Raw genomic sequence first — 16,148 nt, forward strand, 5'->3', positions numbered from 1 at the left:
TGGCTGGATAGCGTCGCCGGGTGACTTCAGGCCCAAAGCGTTCTCTCCCCACCATGAAACACAGCCAGCCCAGTTCCCTCGCCACGGTCGGTACGGCCCTGGGCCTCAGCCTGGCTCTCGCCGCCTGTGGGGGAGGCAGTGGTGACAGCGGCGGCGGTGTCACCGGCAGCCTCAATGGGGCCGGAGCCTCCTTCCCAGCCTCGATCTATCAGCGTTGGTTCCAGGATCTGGCCAGCGAGGACATCAAGGTCAATTACCAGTCAGTGGGATCAGGCGCTGGCGTGCGTCAGTTCGTGGCGGGCACCGTCGATTTCGGCGCCTCCGACGCGCCGATGAAAGCGGAGGACATCGCCAAGGTGGAGCGGGGCGTGGTTCAGGTGCCGATGACAGCGGGTGCCATCGCCGTGGCCTTCAACCTGCCCGGTTGTGATCTCAAGCTCAGCCAGGACCAGGTGGTGGGGATATTCCTCGGCAAGATCAAGAACTACAAGGATCTGGGCTGCGCCGACAAGCCGATCACCGTGGTGCACCGCTCCGATGGCTCCGGCACCACCTACAACTTCACCAACAGCCTGGCGGCCTTCAGCGACGAATGGAAAAACGGACCTGGGGCAGCCAAGTCGGTGGCCTGGCCCACGGGCGTGGGTGCCAAGGGCAATGAAGGTGTTGCCGCCACCTTGAAGCAGACACCGGGCGGTATCGGCTATGTGGAAACCGCCTTTGTGCAGGGGGATCTGCAGGCGGCGGCCGTGGCCAACAGAAACGGTGAAATGCTCAAACCCACCAACGAGACCGCCAGCGCGGCCCTGGGTTCGATCGACATCGGTGCGGATCTGGTGGGCAGCGATCCCAATCCAGTGGCCGGCTACCCGATCGTGACATTCACCTGGATCCTGCTCTACAAGAGCGGCAACGGCGACAACACCGCTCTGCTCAAGAAGGTGTTTGAGCACACCCTCTCTGAAAAGGCCCAATCACTGGCCCCCGAGCTCGGCTACGTGAGCCTGCCCCCGGAGGTGGTGAGTCGGGCCAAGGAAGCCGTGGCCAGCATCGGCGATTGAGCCCTGCCAGATGATCAAGGCCGGGTGGCAGCACAAGCCGCCCAGCCCTGATCACCAGCGGATCACTTGCTCTCGGTGAACTCCGCGTCGATCACATCATCGGCACTGGGGCCTGAGGACGACGTGGAGCCGGCAGAGCCATTGCCGCCGGGTTCAGCGCTGCCGGCAGCGGCGTCAGCACCCGCCTGCTGGTAGACGGAAGCACCCACTTCGTAGAGCTCTTTCTGGAGTTCCTCAAAGTGGGTCTTCATCGCCTCGTAATCCTCCTTGTCGAGGGCCTGCTGGAGCAGCTGACGCTTCTCCTCCATCTTGGTTTTCACCTCGGCGCTCACCTTGTCGCCCAGGTCGGTGACCTGCTTCTCCGACTGATACAGAAGGGTTTCGGCCTGGTTCTTCAGGTCGATGCGCTCGCGCTTCTCCTTGTCAGCCGCCGAGTTGGCCTCGGCATCCTTGACCATCTTGTCCACCTCGTTGTCACTGAGGGTGGAGGCGCCGGTGATCGAGATGCTCTGCTCCTTGCCGCTGCCCTTGTCCTTGGCGGTGACGCTGAGGATACCGTTGGCGTCGATGTCGAAGGTGACTTCGATCTGGGGAACGCCGCGGGGAGCGGGGGGGATCCCATCGAGGCGGAAGGTGCCCAGGCTCTTGTTGTCGGAGGCGAGCTCACGCTCACCCTGAAGCACGTGGATCTCCACGTTGGTCTGACCATCCACCGCAGTGGAGTACACCTCCGATTTCTTGGTGGGAATGGTGGTGTTACGGGTGATCATCTTGGTCATCACGCCACCCAGGGTTTCAACGCCCAGGGACAGCGGGGTGACATCCAGCAGCAGGATGTCCTTGACCTCACCGGCCAGCACACCACCCTGGATGGCAGCACCGACGGCCACCACCTCATCGGGGTTCACCGTCTGGTTGGGATCCTTGCCGGTGACGCGCTTGACCAGCTCCAGCACGGCGGGGATGCGGGTGGAACCACCCACCATCACCACTTCATCAAGCTCGCTGTTGGCCAGCTTGGCGTCCTTGAGGGCCTGCTCCACCGGCACGCGGCAACGGTCGATCAGCTGGGAGGCCAGCTCCTCGAACTTGGCCCGGGTGAGGGTGAGATCGAGGTGCTTGGGACCCTCGGGGGTGGCCGTGATGAACGGCAGGTTGATCTCGCTCTGGGTGGCGCTGGAGAGCTCGATCTTGGCCTTCTCGGCCGCTTCGGTGAGGCGCTGCAGAGCCTGCTTGTCCTGGCGCAGGTCGATGCCTTCGTTGGCCTTGAAGTTGGCGGCGAGATGATCCACGATCACCTTGTCGAAATCGTCGCCGCCCAGGTGGGTGTCACCGCTGGTGGAGAGCACCTCGAAGACGCCATCACCCACCTCCAGCACCGACACGTCGAAGGTGCCGCCGCCCAGGTCGAAGACCAGGATCCGCTCGTTGCTCTTGCGATCGAGGCCGTAGGCCAGGGCCGCCGCCGTGGGCTCGTTGATGATGCGCAGCACCTCAAGGCCGGCGATCTTGCCGGCGTCCTTGGTGGCCTGGCGCTGGGAGTCGTTGAAGTAGGCGGGCACCGTGATCACCGCCTGGGTGACGGTTTCACCGAGGTACTTGCCGGCGTCGTCGGCCAGCTTGCGCAGCACCTGGGCACTCACCTCTTCAGGGGCGAACTGCTTGCTCAGCACCGGGCACTTCACCTTGACGTTGGCGCCCGCCTTCTCGACGCCGTAGCTCACTTCCTTCGATTCCTCGGTCACCTCGTCGACACGGCGGCCGATGAAGCGCTTCACCGAATAAAAGGTGTTCTCCGGGTTCATCACCGCCTGGCGTTTGGCGATCTGACCCACCAGCTGATCCTGGTTCTTGGTGTAGGCCACCACCGATGGCGTGGTGCGGAAGCCTTCGGCGTTGGCAATCACAGTGGGCTTGCCGCCCTCCATCACCGCCACGCAGCTGTTCGTCGTGCCCAAGTCAATGCCAACAACCTTGCCCATGGGTTCTCACCTCCTCTGAATGGAATGTTCCGTCCCATGCATCTTCAGCAGTGGGGGCCACCGCAGGCGAGGTGTGGTTTCCGAACAGAGGGCGGGCGGGTGGCAGCCAGGCCCGTACATTTCGCTGCCGGCATCGCCCCAGACCCCAGCCGCCATGGCCCCTGAGATCTCTGCCCACACCTCGCTGCTGGCCGTTCTCGGCGATCCGGTGCGCCATTCCCTGTCGCCGGCCATGCACAACGCGGCCCTGCGGCAACTGGGCCGCGACTGGGTCTATCTGGCCCTGCCGGTGCAGGCCCATGACCTGGCCCAGGTGGTGCGGGCCCTGGAGGCCATCGACTGCCGCGGGTTGAACGTGACGCTGCCCCACAAGCGGGCGGTGGCGGAGCTGGCGGCGGAGCTCAGCCCCCTGGCCCGGCGGGTGGGGGCCGTGAACACGCTGGTGCGGCGCGAGGGCGGCGGCTGGCTGGGCACCAACACTGATGTGGAGGGGTTTCTGGCGCCGCTGCGAGCCAGCGGCGCCGTTGCCCGGCGGGCCCTGGTACTGGGCTGCGGCGGCAGCGCCCGGGCCGTGGTGGCGGCCCTGGTGGAGCTGGGCGTGGAGCGCGTGGAGCTGGCGGGGCGGCGGCCCGATGCCCTGGCGGCATTCCTGGCGGAGTGCGGCTCCTGGGCACCGCAACTGCGCGGGGTGGCCTGGCCGGCGGCCGCCACGGAGCGCGGCGCACTGCGCCGGGCGCTGGCTGAAGCCGATCTGGTGGTCAACACCACCCCGGTGGGCATGGGAGCCGACTTCGGCGCCTGCCCGCTCGAGGCAGCGGAACTCGACGCCCTGCGACCCGGGAGCCTGATCTACGACCTGATCTACACCCCCCGCCCCAGCCGCCTGCTGCTGGAGGCCCGCCAACGGGGTTGTGACGTGCTCGATGGCCTGGAGATGCTGGTGCAGCAGGGGGCCGCCTCCCTACGGCTCTGGCTCGCAGACCCAGATCACTCCACGGCCGCGTCACTGCCGCTGGCGGCGATGCGCCAGGCCGCCCTCGCTCAGCTGGCCAGCGCCTGAGTGCCTGATCCCAGGCGACGGACGCCATCCCCCTAGCCTGGACGCCGTGCAGCTCTTGCGTCCCGCATCCATGGAAGGCCCCCCGCTCTGGCAACGGCTCCTGGCCGCGCTGGCCTATCTGCTGCCCTGGAGTGACGGGGTGCCCTTCGGAGGGGCCCTGTTCGGCCTGCTGCCAGCTTTGCAATGGCTGGTGCTGCCGGCCCTGCCGCTGATGGCCCTGCAGCAGCAGATTCCCTTCGGCGGCTTCCTGCTGTTCCTGGTGCTGTTTTTGGCGGTGGTGCGCAATGCCCGGGTGCCCTACTTCATCCGCTTCAACGTGCTTCAGGCGATCCTGATCGACATCGTGCTGATCCTGGTGTCGCTGGCCTTCAACGTGCTGCTGCGCCCGATGGGAGCTGGATTTGCCCTGCGCACCCTCAACAACACCGTGTTCCTGGCCACCCTGCTGCTGGTGGTGTTCTCGGTGGTGCAGAGCCTCCGCGGCCGCGAGGCCGACATCCCCACAGTCTCGGAAGCGGTGCGGATCCAGCTCTACTGACAGCCGAGGCGGCAGCGCTGGAGGGGGAGGTGGCCGGCAGGTAGGCTGATCGATCCGTTGCTGGCAGCTCCAGCCGCCGGCCTCCCACGAGCCCATCACGGAGCCTCAGATCCCCATGTCGCAGAAGCCTTACTACGAAACCATGTACATCCTTCGTCCGGATATCCCGGAGGAAGAGGTGGAAACCCATGTGACCAAGTACCGCGATCTGCTCACCGAAGCAGGTGCTGAAGTGCTCGATTGCCAGATGCGCGGCAAGCGCCGTCTGGCCTACACGATCGCCAAGCACCGCGAAGGCATCTACGTGCAGCTCAACCACGACGGCGATGGCCAGCAGGTGGCTCTGCTGGAGCGCGCCATGCGCCTCAGCGAAGACGTGATTCGCTACCTCACCGTCAAGCAGGACGGCCCGCTGCCCACCCCCCGCAACGCTCCTGCCGCCGCCGAGCCGGCTGCCGCCGCAAGCTGAGCTGAGCCAGCGCACCAACCGAATCCCAGCCAGCCTGGGGATGATGGATCAACCGTCATCTCCGGCTGCTTTATGGCGAGAGAATCTTCCAGGCCAGAGGCAGGATCTCAGCCGCTGGATGATCGCTTGAGCAGCCCCCTGCATGAGGTCCGCCTGGAACTGGAGGTCACCAGAGCTCAGCTCTCGACCTGCCAGCAGGACCTGGAGCGCACCCGGCGCCAGCTGGTGGACCTCGAGGAGCTGATCAGGGACCTGCCCGAGATCTTCGAGCGCAAATTTCATCAGCGCCTGCAGCCCCTGCTCGATCAGCAACAGCTGCTGGCCCATGACAACCACACCCTCAGGGAGCAGGCCAGGCGTCAGCTGCCGCCGGCAGGGCCGGATCCCCGATCAGCACCGGAGGATCAGCAGGGGCCGGGGCCAGAAGCTCAACGGCCTGGGAGCTTCGCTCCGCTGCGGGCCCTGGGCCGGCGCTGGCTCAGCCGTCAGGCCCCGCCCTGACCCTGAGACCTCAGGCCTGGCGCTGGCTGGCCGCCCAGAGGCGCGTGGGCATCCCCCACACATAGATGAAGCCTTCGGCGGCCCGGTGATCAAAACGATCGTCGCTGCCGTAGGTGGCCATCGCCGGCACATAGAGGCTGTCGCTGCTGCTGGAGCGGCCGATCACCACGGCATTGCCCTTGTGCAGGCGCAGGCGCACCACGCCGTTGACCGTGGCCTGGGTGCAATCCAGGAAGCCATCGAGCGCCTGCTTGAGCGGCCCGAACCAGAGACCCTGATAGACGAGATCAGCCCAACTCGACTCGATCTGGCGCTTGTAGCGCACCACATCGGCGGCCAGTGTGAGACTCTCAAGCTCCTGATGAGCGCGGATCAACAGCAGCAGACCGGGCGTTTCATAGATCTCCCTGGATTTGATCCCCACCACCCGATTCTCGATGATGTCGAGGCGGCCGAAGCCATGGAGGCCGGCCAGCTCATTGGCGCGGCGGATCAGACTGACCGGGTCAAGGGCAAGGCCATCGATCGCCACAGGGTTGCCCTGCTCAAAAGCGATCTCCACCACCTGGGGCTCATCGGGGGTGTCTGAAATCGAGCGGGTCATGGCGAACACCTCCTCGGGAGGCTCCACCATCGGATCCTCCAGGGGACCCGCCTCGATGCTGCGTCCCAGCAGGTTGAGATCGATCGAATAGGGATTCTTTTTGCTCACCGGCGCCGGGATGCCGCAGCGCTCGCCGTAGGCAATGGTCTCCTCACGGCTCATGGCCCACTCCCGCGCCGGGGTGAGCACCTTCAGGTCGGGGGCGAGGGCGCCGATCGCCACATCGAAGCGCACCTGATCATTGCCTTTGCCCGTGCAGCCGTGGGCCACGGCATCGGCCCCCAACTCCCGGGCCACCTCCACCAGGCGACGGGCGATCAGGGGCCGCGCCAGAGCGGTGGAGAGGGGGTAGCGCCCCTCGTAGAGAGCATTGGCGCGAATGGCGGGGAAGGCGAACTCGCGGATGAAGGGATCGATCAGATCCCCCACGATCGACTGGCTGGCACCGGAATCGAGGGCCTTCCGGCGAATCGGCTCCAACTCATCGCCCTGGCCGAGGTCGGCGGCGAAGGTGATCACCTCCTCCACGCCCCACTCCTGCTTGAGATAAGGAATGCAGACACTGGTGTCCACCCCGCCGGAGTAGGCGAGCACCACCCGCTTTGCCCTGGCGACCTGCTCCTGTGCCATCCCCTCAGTCCTGTGCGTGCGAGCTGTTGCAGGATTGTCCCTCTTCACCGTCACCGCCGGGGTGCAGGGCCGTGGCCGGCACCGAGCCCCAGCGGCTGGCGATCCAGAGCCCCATCAGCAGCGGTGGGATCAGCACCAGAGCCCACACCTGCCACGACACCACCGCCAGGGGCTCAGGCCAGCGCTGGCCCGCCGACACCAGCAGGGCGCTGATCAACAGGGCCAGGCTCCAGCCCAGCAGCAGCGAAGGGAGTTTGGCGGCGGCCAAGGAAAGGATTCGAGGTGCTGGCTTATGGTGGTCGATCGGCGTCCAACGGTTGCACGCTTCACAGGCTTTCCATGAGCACCCTCGACAGCATCAACCCCTCCCTCACCCGCTACCGGCGGGATGAACCGGCGCCGGTGCTGCCCCTGCGGGATGAGCCGGATCTGCTCAGCTGGCTGGAGAGCAGTGGCCGCCTGGTGGCCGATGAGGAAACCGCCGCTCCTGATGTGAGCACAGTGGAGGAGGAGGAGCTCTCGGCGCTGATGGGCGAGAAGGAGGAGTACAACCAGGCCGATGAGCAGTCGGATGAAAACTGGGAAGACTGAGCCCTGAGCACCAGGAGCACTGGGCCTCCTGATCTGACTTCGCGATCCTGATCTAAGGTCCGGCCGCATTGCCCCAGCGCCGCGGCGGCGCCCCAAGTCTTGGCCCGAACAACCCCGATGCCGGTCCCCACAGGGACCACAGCAGCTCCAACGGATGGTCGATGGAGTGCTCTGGGGCTGGCCCTTGCTGTGGTGGTGATCTGCATGGTCGGCGATGGCCTCAGCGGCGCGCCCCAGCTCACCCCGCCGCTGCTGGTGGCTGCCCTGGTGAGCTGGGCGCTCTGCCGCTGGGGGGTGCCCAGGCTGAGGGCCCTGAAGCTTGGCCAGGTGATCCGGGAGGAAGGTCCCCAGGGGCACCACGGCAAGGCCGGCACACCCACCATGGGCGGCCTGCTGGCGGTGCCGGTGGGAGTGATCGTTGGCGGGCTGGTCTCCCCTGGCGATGACCGGTTGCTGGCGGTGGCAGCCATCACCCTGGCCTACATGGCCATCGGCGGCATCGACGACTGGCGCAGCCTCACCCGCCAGACCAACACCGGCCTGACCCCCCGCGGCAAGCTGCTGCTGCAGGCCCTCGCGGCGGCCCTGTTCCTGGCCTGGGCCCAGTGGAACCTCTGGATCCGTCCCGATGTCTCCCTGGCCCTGGGCTGGGTGCTGCCCCTCGGTCTGCTAATCCTGCCCCTGGGCCTGTTCGTCTTTCTGGCGGAGAGCAACGCCACCAACCTCACCGACGGCCTCGATGGCCTGGCGGCCGGATGCGGCGCCATTGTCTTCACCGGCTTCGGCGTCCAGCTGATGCTGCGCGGGTCGCTGGGGGATCCGGCCATGGCCGGTTTCTGTGCCGCCATGGCCGGCGCCTGGCTGGGATTTCTGGCCCACAACCGCCATCCGGCCAGGGTGTTCATGGGCGACACCGGCTCCCTGGCCATGGGGGCGGCCCTGAGCGCAGTGGCCCTGCTCAGTGACAGCCTCTGGCCACTGCTGCTGATGGGGGGAGTGTTCCTGGCGGAATCGCTCTCGGTGATCCTGCAGGTGTGGGTCTTCAAGGCCACCAAGGGCCCCGACGGCCAGGGGCGTCGCCTGTTCCGCATGGCGCCGCTGCACCACCACTTCGAGCTGGGGGGCCTGCCGGAGCTCACGGTGGTGGTGCGCTTCTGGGGAGCCAGCGGCCTGCTGGTGCTTCTGGCCCTGCTGTTGCTGCCCTGAGCGAATCGGCAGCAGACTTGGAGGGTGACTGAAGCAACGGGAGTCTGAAGTGGCCTACTTCACCTGGAAGGAAAAGGGTCTGACCGCCGACTGCGCCAGCCTTGAGGCCATGGCGGCCCGTTTCGAGGAGGCGGCGGCGCTGATGCGGCGCATGGCCGCTGAGGGCTTCGCCTTGGAGCGGCACAGCGACGGTCAGCACATCACCCATCCCGATGCGGGGGTGTTTGAGGCCTACGGGTTCATCAGCGAAGAGCCACCGGTGCGCCAGCTGGACCTGATCCCCGGCGGCTGAGCGGCCCAGCAGCCGGGCCCTCAGCGGCGCAGGTAACCCACCACCCAAACGGCCACGAACCCCAGGGAAGAGAGCACCAGATAGATCAGGGCCCACTTCTGGAACGTGGCGATGTCCTGGCCGAACACCAGGCCGGACGCGGCATCACCGGCAGTGGAGAAGGCGAACAGCAGGCTCAGCAAGGCAGTCGGGCGCGGAAACCTTCTTTAGCAGGCTTTGCCGGGGGCGAGGATCGGCACAGATCGCCACTGGCCCGATGCCCCCCTCTCCTTTCCCGCGAACCCTGATGCTGCTGGGCAGCGGTGAACTGGGCAAGGAAGTGGCCATCGCCGCCCAGCGGCTGGGTTGTCGGGTGATCGCCGTCGATCGCTACGCCGGTGCACCGGCGATGCAGGTGGCCGATCAGGCCGAGGTGATCGCCATGACCGACCCGGAGGCGCTCAAGGCCGTCGTGCGGCGCCATCGCCCTGATCTGGTCATCCCGGAAATTGAGGCCCTGGCCGTCGATGCCCTGGCGGAGATCGAAGCGGAGGGAATCACGGTGATCCCCACCGCCCGGGCCACGGCCGTGACCATGAACCGCGATCGCATCCGGGACCTGGCCGCCGGCACGCTCGGCCTGCGCACCGCCCGCTTCGCCTACGCCGAGAGTGCCGAGGAACTGGCGGCTGCCGCCGCTCCCCTGGGCTGGCCCGTGGTGGTCAAGCCGGTGATGAGCTCCTCAGGCAAGGGCCAGAGCGTGGTGCGCTCCGTCGAGGGCCTCGCAGCCGCCTGGCAGGCGGCCCTCGACGGAGCCCGGGGTGCCGGCGCCCGGGTGATCGTGGAGGAATTCCTGGCTTTCGAGCTGGAGATCACCCTGCTCACAGTCAGGCCCTGGGCCGGCCCCACGCTCTTCTGCCCACCGATCGGCCATCTGCAGGAGCGCGGCGACTACCAGTGCAGCTGGCAGCCGGCCGCCCTCGGCGAAGCGCAGCTGGCGGCCGCCCAGGCCATGGCCCTGGCCGTCACCAATGAACTGGGGGGTGCGGGGCTGTTCGGTGTGGAGTTCTTCCTCTGCGGCGAACCGGGCCAGGAGGAGGTGGTCTTCTCCGAGCTCTCCCCCCGTCCCCACGACACCGGCCTCGTCACCCTGATGGGGCAGAACCTGAGCGAATTCGAGCTGCACCTGCGGGCGGTGCTGGGCCTGCCGATCCCCGCTATCCGCTCCAGCGCAGCCGCGGCCAGCCGCGTGATCCTCGCGGATCAGGCGCTTGAGGGCGTGGCTTACACAGGAGTGGCCGAGGCCCTGGCCGAACCTGACACCCAGGTGCTGCTGTTCGGCAAACCCGATGCCCGCCCCAATCGCCGCATGGGGGTGGCCCTGGCCGCCGGGGCGACTGTGGCTGAGGCGCGGGCGCGGGCGGATCGGGCCGCCGGCCGGATCGCGGTGGTGGCAGCGGGCTGAGCAACGCGGCCCTGGCTTTGGGCCGTTTTCGGTTTTATGGTGCGCCAGTCAGGATTCCCCATGTTCCAGGCTCAGCGTCGTCCCAATCGTCCAGCCACCGGCAAGGTCGACGCGGCCCATCAGGCTGAGCGAGCGGCCGCCAGCGTGGTGGCCCTCAGCCGCCGCCAGGGGCGCGGCGAGGTCAAAGCCAAGCCCACAGGTTGGCTCAGGCGCGCATTGCACCCAGCCATGCTGCTGGCCTTCGCCAGCGGCATCGGCCTGGGCTACGGCCTCTCGGGCCCATTGCCACGGTTGATCGGTCCTGTCCTGGGAACCCTGAGCCGCTCGGCGCCATCCCTGAACCAGCTGGTGCCGGCGCTGCCGATCCATCAGCACCGCATCCTGATCCTGGGCTCCGACCAGATCAGCGGCAGCACCGATGTGATGGTGGTGGTCGACATCCAAGACGGCACCACCAAGCTCACTCAGGTGCCACGGGACACCTACATCGAATCCAGTCGCTTCGGTGTGCTCAAGGCCAACGCCCTCTACGCCTCCGGTGGGGTGGAGGCTGTCAAGGAGGAGCTCAGTGCCCTGCTCACCTCCCCGGTGGACCGGTATCTGCTGGTGAACCTGGACGCGGTCCAGAACCTGGCCGAGGCCCTCGGGGGAGTCGAAGTGGACGTGCCCAAGCGGATGTACTACACCGACACGCGCCAGGACCTGTACATCGACCTCTACCCGGGGGTGCAGCTGCTCCAAGGCAATGACCTGGAGGGCTTCCTGCGCTTCCGCAACGACGAGATGGGCGACATCGGCCGGATGGAACGCCAGCAGTTGGTCCTGCGCGAGGTGTTCCGCAAACTGGCCCAGCCCAGCACCCTGACCCGTCTGCCGGAACTGCTTCGCGTTGCCGGCAATGACATCAGCACCGATCTCTCCCCCCTGGAACTCGGGACTCTGATCAGCCAGCTGGGCCGCACCAAACTCAGCACGACTCAGCTGGCGGGCCGCCTCTACTGGCACGACGACCTGAGCTACTGGATGCCGGACCTGAACACCCAGCACCCCGCCACCCCCGAACCCGATTTCAGTGAAACCGGCTCTGGTGATCCTGGATCCAGCCTCTGAGCGCGCGAATCAGGGGGTTCCCAGCTGAGCCGGCGAGAACTCCACCAGGGGAATCGTTGCATCACCCCAGCCATTGGCGGGGAGCAGATCAGGTGCACCGGCGGCAGGTTGAACGGCGGCACCGGCGGCAAAGGCACCATTGGTCCAGGCCAGCAACAGCCCGCGCAGGGCTCCCCCCCCCTGAGGAAGCGGGGAGCTCAGGTTGAAGTGGTCTCCCCCCTGCGCCAGCACCAGGCGATGGCCTCGCTCACCACGGCCGGCGGCCAGTTGCATCGGTCGAATCGCCTCTGGATCAGGCGGCACCACCCAGTCGCGACTGCCGCTCACCAGCAGCACCCGGGCATTCATCGTCGGGGCAGCTTCGGTATCAAAGAGCAGCGACATCGGCGGACTCACGGCCACACCGGCTTTGACCCGTGGATCGGCCAGGGCCGCCTGATTGGCCGTGCCGATGAAACTGCATTGCAGCACCCAGCTGAGATTGCGCTCCGGATTGAACACCTCATCGCAGCGTTCCTTGAGCCGCACGTCGCTGGGCTTGGCCCCCGCCAGCTGCAACACGGTGGTGGCCCCCCACGACTGACCGAGAACCACCACAAAGTCGCTGTTGAGCCGAGGGGAGAGGCCCTCAAGGGCGGCCGCGGCGCCATCGATCACCGACGAAACATCCAGGGGACGCAGCCGCAGTTCCTCGCCCCCGGGGGGCGGAACCTGGCCGGAGAGCATCGCCTGCTGCTGACCCAGATCACTGCCGGGGTGATAGGGCAGCAGCACGGTGTAGCCGTGGCTGGCCAGATGGCTGGCCCAGCCCTCGAAGCTCTCCGGAGCGTCCCAGAGCCCGTGGGAGATCACCACCAGGCGATTGTTCGCCCCCTGGCTGGGGCTGATCTGCACCACCTGCAGGGGCTTGGGCCGATGGGGGGCCGGCAGGGTGATCAGCTTGCGCTCCACCGTCAGGGGGCCGGGCTGGCTGAGGGCCGGGCTGACGCTGGCTGGCGTCCTTGCGGCCAGGAGGCGATCGGCCGGCCGCTGCTGGGAGGCCAGCCGCTGGACCGCAAACAGAGCCCGGCCCATGTCCACCGAGGCGGTGTTGCCCGGCAAGGCCTGCATCACGCTGAGCATCGTCAGGGGTCCCCGGGCCGCGGCCTTGTCGAGCACCCGGGAGAGGTCGTTGCTGCCGAATCGGGCCGGCAGTCCATCGATGCCCCCCAGGGCCGAGATCAGCAGCAGCGCCTGATTGAGCATCGGTGACCCCTCCGCTTCATTCACCACCGCCGGCACCTGCAGCGGCAGGGGCGCATTGAAGAGGGCAATGAGCTGGCGCCCGACAGCACCGTTGGAGGCCTGATCCAGCTCGGCCAGATCGCTGGTGCCACTGATCAGGCGAGCCGGATTGCTCAGCTCCTCCAGCTTGACGGTGAAGCTGGTCTCAAGAAAAGGCAGGCGCAACTCCACCTGCTCAAGCGCCCGCAGCGGAGCAGGCAGAACAAGAGCAGCCCCGAGCAGCCCGGAGATGGTGAGCAGCAGCGGTAAGGCCGGAGCGGAGCGGGGCGCGGGCACGGGCACGGGAAGGCAACCGAGAACCTCCATGATCTCCCCTGCGGGGCTCCGGGCCTGTCCGTCAGGCCACCATGGCCACAGGTGGATGCTGGGCGAGCACCTGCTTGAGATACCGGCCCGTATGACTGGTGGAGTGCTCAGCCACCTGCTCGGGCGTGCCCGCCGCCACGATCTCGCCCCCCTTGTTGCCTCCTTCGGGGCCCAGATCGATCAGCCAGTCGGCGCAGCGGATCACATCGAGGTTGTGCTCGATCACCACGATCGAATTGCCCTTGTCCACCAGGCGCTGCATCACGTCCATCAGCTTGTGGACGTCGTAGAAGCTGAGGCCGGTGGTGGGCTCATCGATCAGGTAGAGGGTCTTGCCGGTGGCGCGCTTGGAGAGTTCGGTGGCCAGCTTCACCCGCTGGGCCTCACCGCCGGAGAGGGTGGGGGCCGGCTGGCCGAGCTTGATGTAGCCCAGGCCCACATCCACCAGGGTGCGCAGACGATCCGCCGCCTGGGGAATGGCACTGAACACGTCGGCGGCCTGCTCCACCGTCATCTGCAGCACCTCGGCGATGGTGAAGCCCCTATAGGCCACCTGCAGGGTTTCGCGGTTGTAGCGGGCCCCCTTGCAGACATCACACTGCACATAGACATCAGGCAGGAAGTTCATCTCGATCACGTTCACCCCCTGGCCGCTGCAGGCCTCGCAGCGCCCGCCCTTGACGTTGAAGCTGAACTGGCCCACCTGATAGCCGCGGGCCTTGGCCTCCACGGTGGCGGCGAACACCTGGCGGATCGGATCGAAGGCACCGGTGTAGGTGGCCGGGTTGGAGCGGGGGGTGCGGCCGATCGGGCTCTGGTCGATCACGATCACCTTGTCGACCGACTGGATGCCGCGCAGTTCCTCGAGGCCGGAGGGGAAGGGCACCCGCAGCCCGAGCTTGTGCTCCAGGGCCGGGTGCAGCAGCTCGTTCACCAGGGTGCTCTTGCCGCTACCGCTCACCCCCGTGACGGCCACAAGGCGGCCGAGGGGAATGTCGATGTCGAGGCCCTGGAGGTTGTTGCGGCGGCAGTTGACCAGGGTGAGCTTGCGGCTGCCGGAGGAGCGCCGCTCGGCCGGTGTGGGAATGGAGAGGCGGCCGCTGAGATAGGCGCCCGTGAGCGACTCCTTGGCCTCCAGCAGGTTCTGCAGCGACCCCTCGGCCACGATGTGGCCCCCGTGCACACCGGCTCCGGGGCCGATGTCGACGAGGTGGTCGGCGGCGCGGATCGTGTCCTCGTCGTGCTCCACCACGATCAGGGTGTTGCCCAGGTCCCGCAGCTTGAAGAGGGAGTTGAGCAGGCGGTCGTTGTCGCGCTGGTGCAGGCCGATGCTGGGTTCATCCAGCACGTAGAGCACGCCGGTGAGGCCGGCACCGATCTGGGTGGCCAGGCGGATGCGCTGGGCCTCACCCCCGGAGAGGGTCATGGCCGGCCGGTCCAGGCTGAGGTAGTCGAGACCCACATCCAGCAGAAACTTCAGGCGCATGCGGATTTCCCGCAGCACCAGGTCGCCGATCTGGATCTGACGGGGCGTCAGCAGGGGCTCAGCTCCATCGGCCACCCCCATCAGGGCCTCGATGCGCTCCAGCGTGTCGGCCACACTCACGGCGGTGAGCTCATGGATGGCGTAGGGACCCACCCGCACCGCCAGGGCCTCGGGCCGCAGGCGCAGTCCCTGGCAGGTGCCGCAGGGCACCATCTCCAGGTATTGCTCCAGTTTCTGGCGCACCGACTCGCCACTGGCGTCACGCAACTGGCGCTCCAGGATCGGCAGGATCCCCTCGAACGGCCGCTGGTAGGTCTCGCTCTTGCGGTAGCGGCTGTCGGCCTGGATGGAAATGGGCTCCTCGCTGCCATGCAGCACCACCTGGCGCTGCTCATCGCTGAGCTGGTTCCAGGGGGTCTTGATCTCGAAGCCGAAGGCCTCACCCACGCTGTAGAGCAGGGAGAAGTAGTAGCTGTTGTCCTTCTCGCTCCAGGGGGCGATCGCCGCGTATACCGGCAGGGAGGGATCGGGCACCACCCGCTCCAGGGTGAACTGGCGCAGGTGGCCGATGCCGTGGCAGTCGGGGCAGGCGCCATAGGGGCTGTTGAAGGAGAACAGCCGCGGTGAGAGCTCCTCCATCACAGCGCCGTGCACCGGGCAGGCGAAGTTCTCGGAATAGAGCCGCTCACGATCGATGCCCTCGGGCAGCTCCTCGCCGCTTTTGGGCACCACCTCCACCAGGGCCAGGCCATCGCCGCGCTTGAGGCAGGTGCGCAGCGAATCGGTCAGGCGTTCGTTGATGCCCTCGCGCGCCACCAGCCGGTCCACCACCACCTCAATGTTGTGGGCGTGATTCTTGTCGAGCTCGATGTTGTCGGAGAGCTCGCGCACCTCACCGTTGATGCGCACCCGGGCAAAGCCCTCGGCCACCAGACCGGAGAGCAGCTTGGTGTGGGTGCCCTTCTTGCCCCGCACCACCGGTGCCAGCAGCTGATAGCGGGTGCCCTCCGGCAAGGTGGCGATCCGATCGACCATCTCGTCGATGCTCTCCGGCCGGATCGAGCGGTTGCACTGGGGGCAGTGGGGCTCACCGGCTCGGCCGAACAGCAAGCGCAGATAGTCCTGGATCTCGGTGACGGTGCCGACGGTGGAGCGGGGGTTGTGGCTGGTGGATTTCTGGTCGATCGAGATCGCCGGTGAGAGCCCCTCGATCGCATCCACATCAGGCTTGTCCACCTGGCCGAGGAACTGGCGCGCGTAGGCGGAGAGGCTCTCCACGTAGCGGCGCTGGCCCTCGGCGAAGATCGTGTCGAAGGCGAGGGAGCTCTTGCCGCTGCCGCTCACGCCGGTGAACACCACCAGGCGGTTGCGCGGCAGGGTGAGATCAACGTTGCGCAGGTTGTGCTGACGGGCGCCACGCACCCGGATCACATCCTCAAGGCTGCCTCCATTGAGGAGGGTGCTGGGATCATGCCCGGAGGACATGGCCAGGCCGGACAGGGCCTCGGTGCCATCTCCATTCGTGGCGGAGCTCTTGGATCCGGAGCCGGATCTGGCGCGGGGCATTCAGCAAACCTGTCAGCC

Annotated in this window: 16 protein-coding genes; 10 read left to right on the top strand and 6 right to left on the bottom strand. The window is 67.1% G+C overall.

The window, feature by feature from the left end:
* The first annotated feature begins 53 nt into the window (after nt 1–53).
* Entirely contained in the window at nt 54–1,061 is a 1,008-nt protein-coding gene (gene pstS / locus KQ304_RS07185) for a phosphate ABC transporter substrate-binding protein PstS (RefSeq protein WP_259736422.1), read from the top strand.
* Between the two features lie 62 nt (nt 1,062–1,123).
* Here the strand turns inward: pstS and dnaK are convergent, their stop codons facing one another.
* The gene (gene dnaK, locus KQ304_RS07190) at nt 1,124–3,043 is read right to left on the bottom strand and encodes a molecular chaperone DnaK (RefSeq protein WP_259736423.1); all 1,920 of its coding nucleotides are present in this window, start codon (nt 3,041–3,043) and stop codon (nt 1,124–1,126) included.
* 154 nt (nt 3,044–3,197) lie between these two features.
* Between dnaK and KQ304_RS07195 the strand changes: the two genes are divergently transcribed.
* The 4 genes from KQ304_RS07195 to KQ304_RS07210 all read left to right on the top strand — a co-directional run bounded on the left by KQ304_RS07195 (nt 3,198) and on the right by KQ304_RS07210 (nt 5,611).
* Nucleotides 3,198–4,103 carry a shikimate dehydrogenase gene (locus KQ304_RS07195; RefSeq protein WP_259736424.1) on the top strand — a complete coding sequence of 302 codons (906 nt, stop codon included), beginning with the start codon at nt 3,198–3,200 and terminating at the stop codon, nt 4,101–4,103.
* Nucleotides 4,104–4,149: 46 nt separating this feature from the next.
* Nucleotides 4,150–4,641, top strand: a complete 492-nt coding sequence (locus KQ304_RS07200; protein ID WP_259736425.1) for a Tic20 family protein — start codon at nt 4,150–4,152, stop codon at nt 4,639–4,641.
* 115 nt (nt 4,642–4,756) lie between these two features.
* Nucleotides 4,757–5,110 (top strand): 30S ribosomal protein S6, encoded by a 354-nt coding sequence (gene rpsF / locus KQ304_RS07205; protein ID WP_259736426.1) that lies wholly within the window; start codon nt 4,757–4,759, stop codon nt 5,108–5,110.
* A 126-nt stretch (nt 5,111–5,236) separates the two neighbouring features.
* Nucleotides 5,237–5,611, top strand: a complete 375-nt coding sequence (locus KQ304_RS07210; RefSeq protein ID WP_259736427.1) for a hypothetical protein — start codon at nt 5,237–5,239, stop codon at nt 5,609–5,611.
* A gap of 10 nt (nt 5,612–5,621) precedes the next feature.
* Here KQ304_RS07210 and KQ304_RS07215 read toward each other — a convergent pair whose 3' ends face one another.
* Together KQ304_RS07215 and KQ304_RS07220 are read right to left on the bottom strand one after the other, a co-directional pair.
* The gene (locus KQ304_RS07215) at nt 5,622–6,845 is read right to left on the bottom strand and encodes an argininosuccinate synthase (protein ID WP_259736428.1); all 1,224 of its coding nucleotides are present in this window, start codon (nt 6,843–6,845) and stop codon (nt 5,622–5,624) included.
* A gap of 4 nt (nt 6,846–6,849) precedes the next feature.
* Nucleotides 6,850–7,113 (bottom strand): hypothetical protein, encoded by a 264-nt coding sequence (locus KQ304_RS07220; RefSeq protein ID WP_259736429.1) that lies wholly within the window; start codon nt 7,111–7,113, stop codon nt 6,850–6,852.
* Between the two features lie 71 nt (nt 7,114–7,184).
* On the opposite strand from KQ304_RS07220, the gene KQ304_RS07225 reads away from it, so the two are divergent.
* The 3 genes from KQ304_RS07225 (at nt 7,185) to KQ304_RS07235 (ending at nt 8,934) form a co-directional block, all read left to right on the top strand.
* Nucleotides 7,185–7,436 (top strand): DUF3134 domain-containing protein, encoded by a 252-nt coding sequence (locus tag KQ304_RS07225; protein ID WP_006172708.1) that lies wholly within the window; start codon nt 7,185–7,187, stop codon nt 7,434–7,436.
* Between the two features lie 117 nt (nt 7,437–7,553).
* Complete coding sequence (gene mraY, locus KQ304_RS07230) at nt 7,554–8,642, top strand: phospho-N-acetylmuramoyl-pentapeptide-transferase (RefSeq protein ID WP_259736430.1); 1,089 nt, start codon at nt 7,554–7,556, stop codon at nt 8,640–8,642.
* Nucleotides 8,643–8,691: 49 nt separating this feature from the next.
* Nucleotides 8,692–8,934 (top strand): hypothetical protein, encoded by a 243-nt coding sequence (locus tag KQ304_RS07235; RefSeq protein WP_259736431.1) that lies wholly within the window; start codon nt 8,692–8,694, stop codon nt 8,932–8,934.
* A 20-nt stretch (nt 8,935–8,954) separates the two neighbouring features.
* Here KQ304_RS07235 and KQ304_RS07240 read toward each other — a convergent pair whose 3' ends face one another.
* Nucleotides 8,955–9,116: a cytochrome B6 gene (locus KQ304_RS07240; protein ID WP_399228718.1), complete on the bottom strand. Its 162-nt coding sequence runs from the start codon at nt 9,114–9,116 to the stop codon at nt 8,955–8,957.
* 74 nt (nt 9,117–9,190) lie between these two features.
* Between KQ304_RS07240 and purT the strand changes: the two genes are divergently transcribed.
* Together purT and KQ304_RS07250 are read left to right on the top strand one after the other, a co-directional pair.
* The gene (gene purT / locus KQ304_RS07245; protein ID WP_259736432.1) at nt 9,191–10,378 is read left to right on the top strand and encodes a formate-dependent phosphoribosylglycinamide formyltransferase; all 1,188 of its coding nucleotides are present in this window, start codon (nt 9,191–9,193) and stop codon (nt 10,376–10,378) included.
* A 60-nt stretch (nt 10,379–10,438) separates the two neighbouring features.
* Complete coding sequence (locus KQ304_RS07250) at nt 10,439–11,488, top strand: LCP family protein (RefSeq protein WP_259736433.1); 1,050 nt, start codon at nt 10,439–10,441, stop codon at nt 11,486–11,488.
* Nucleotides 11,489–11,497: 9 nt separating this feature from the next.
* On the opposite strand, the gene KQ304_RS07255 is transcribed toward KQ304_RS07250, so the two are convergent.
* Both KQ304_RS07255 and uvrA read right to left on the bottom strand, forming a co-directional pair.
* On the bottom strand, nt 11,498–13,054 hold the full coding sequence (locus KQ304_RS07255; RefSeq protein WP_259736434.1) for an alpha/beta fold hydrolase: 1,557 nt from the start codon (nt 13,052–13,054) through the stop codon (nt 11,498–11,500).
* Between the two features lie 55 nt (nt 13,055–13,109).
* Nucleotides 13,110–16,049, bottom strand: coding sequence for an excinuclease ABC subunit UvrA (gene uvrA / locus KQ304_RS07260; protein ID WP_259736435.1), 2,940 nt, complete (start codon nt 16,047–16,049; stop codon nt 13,110–13,112).
* Nucleotides 16,050–16,148 lie beyond the last annotated feature (99 nt).

The sequence above is a fragment of the Synechococcus sp. CS-1329 genome (genome assembly GCF_025128055.1).
Lineage (GTDB): Bacteria > Cyanobacteriota > Cyanobacteriia > PCC-6307 > Cyanobiaceae > Regnicoccus_A.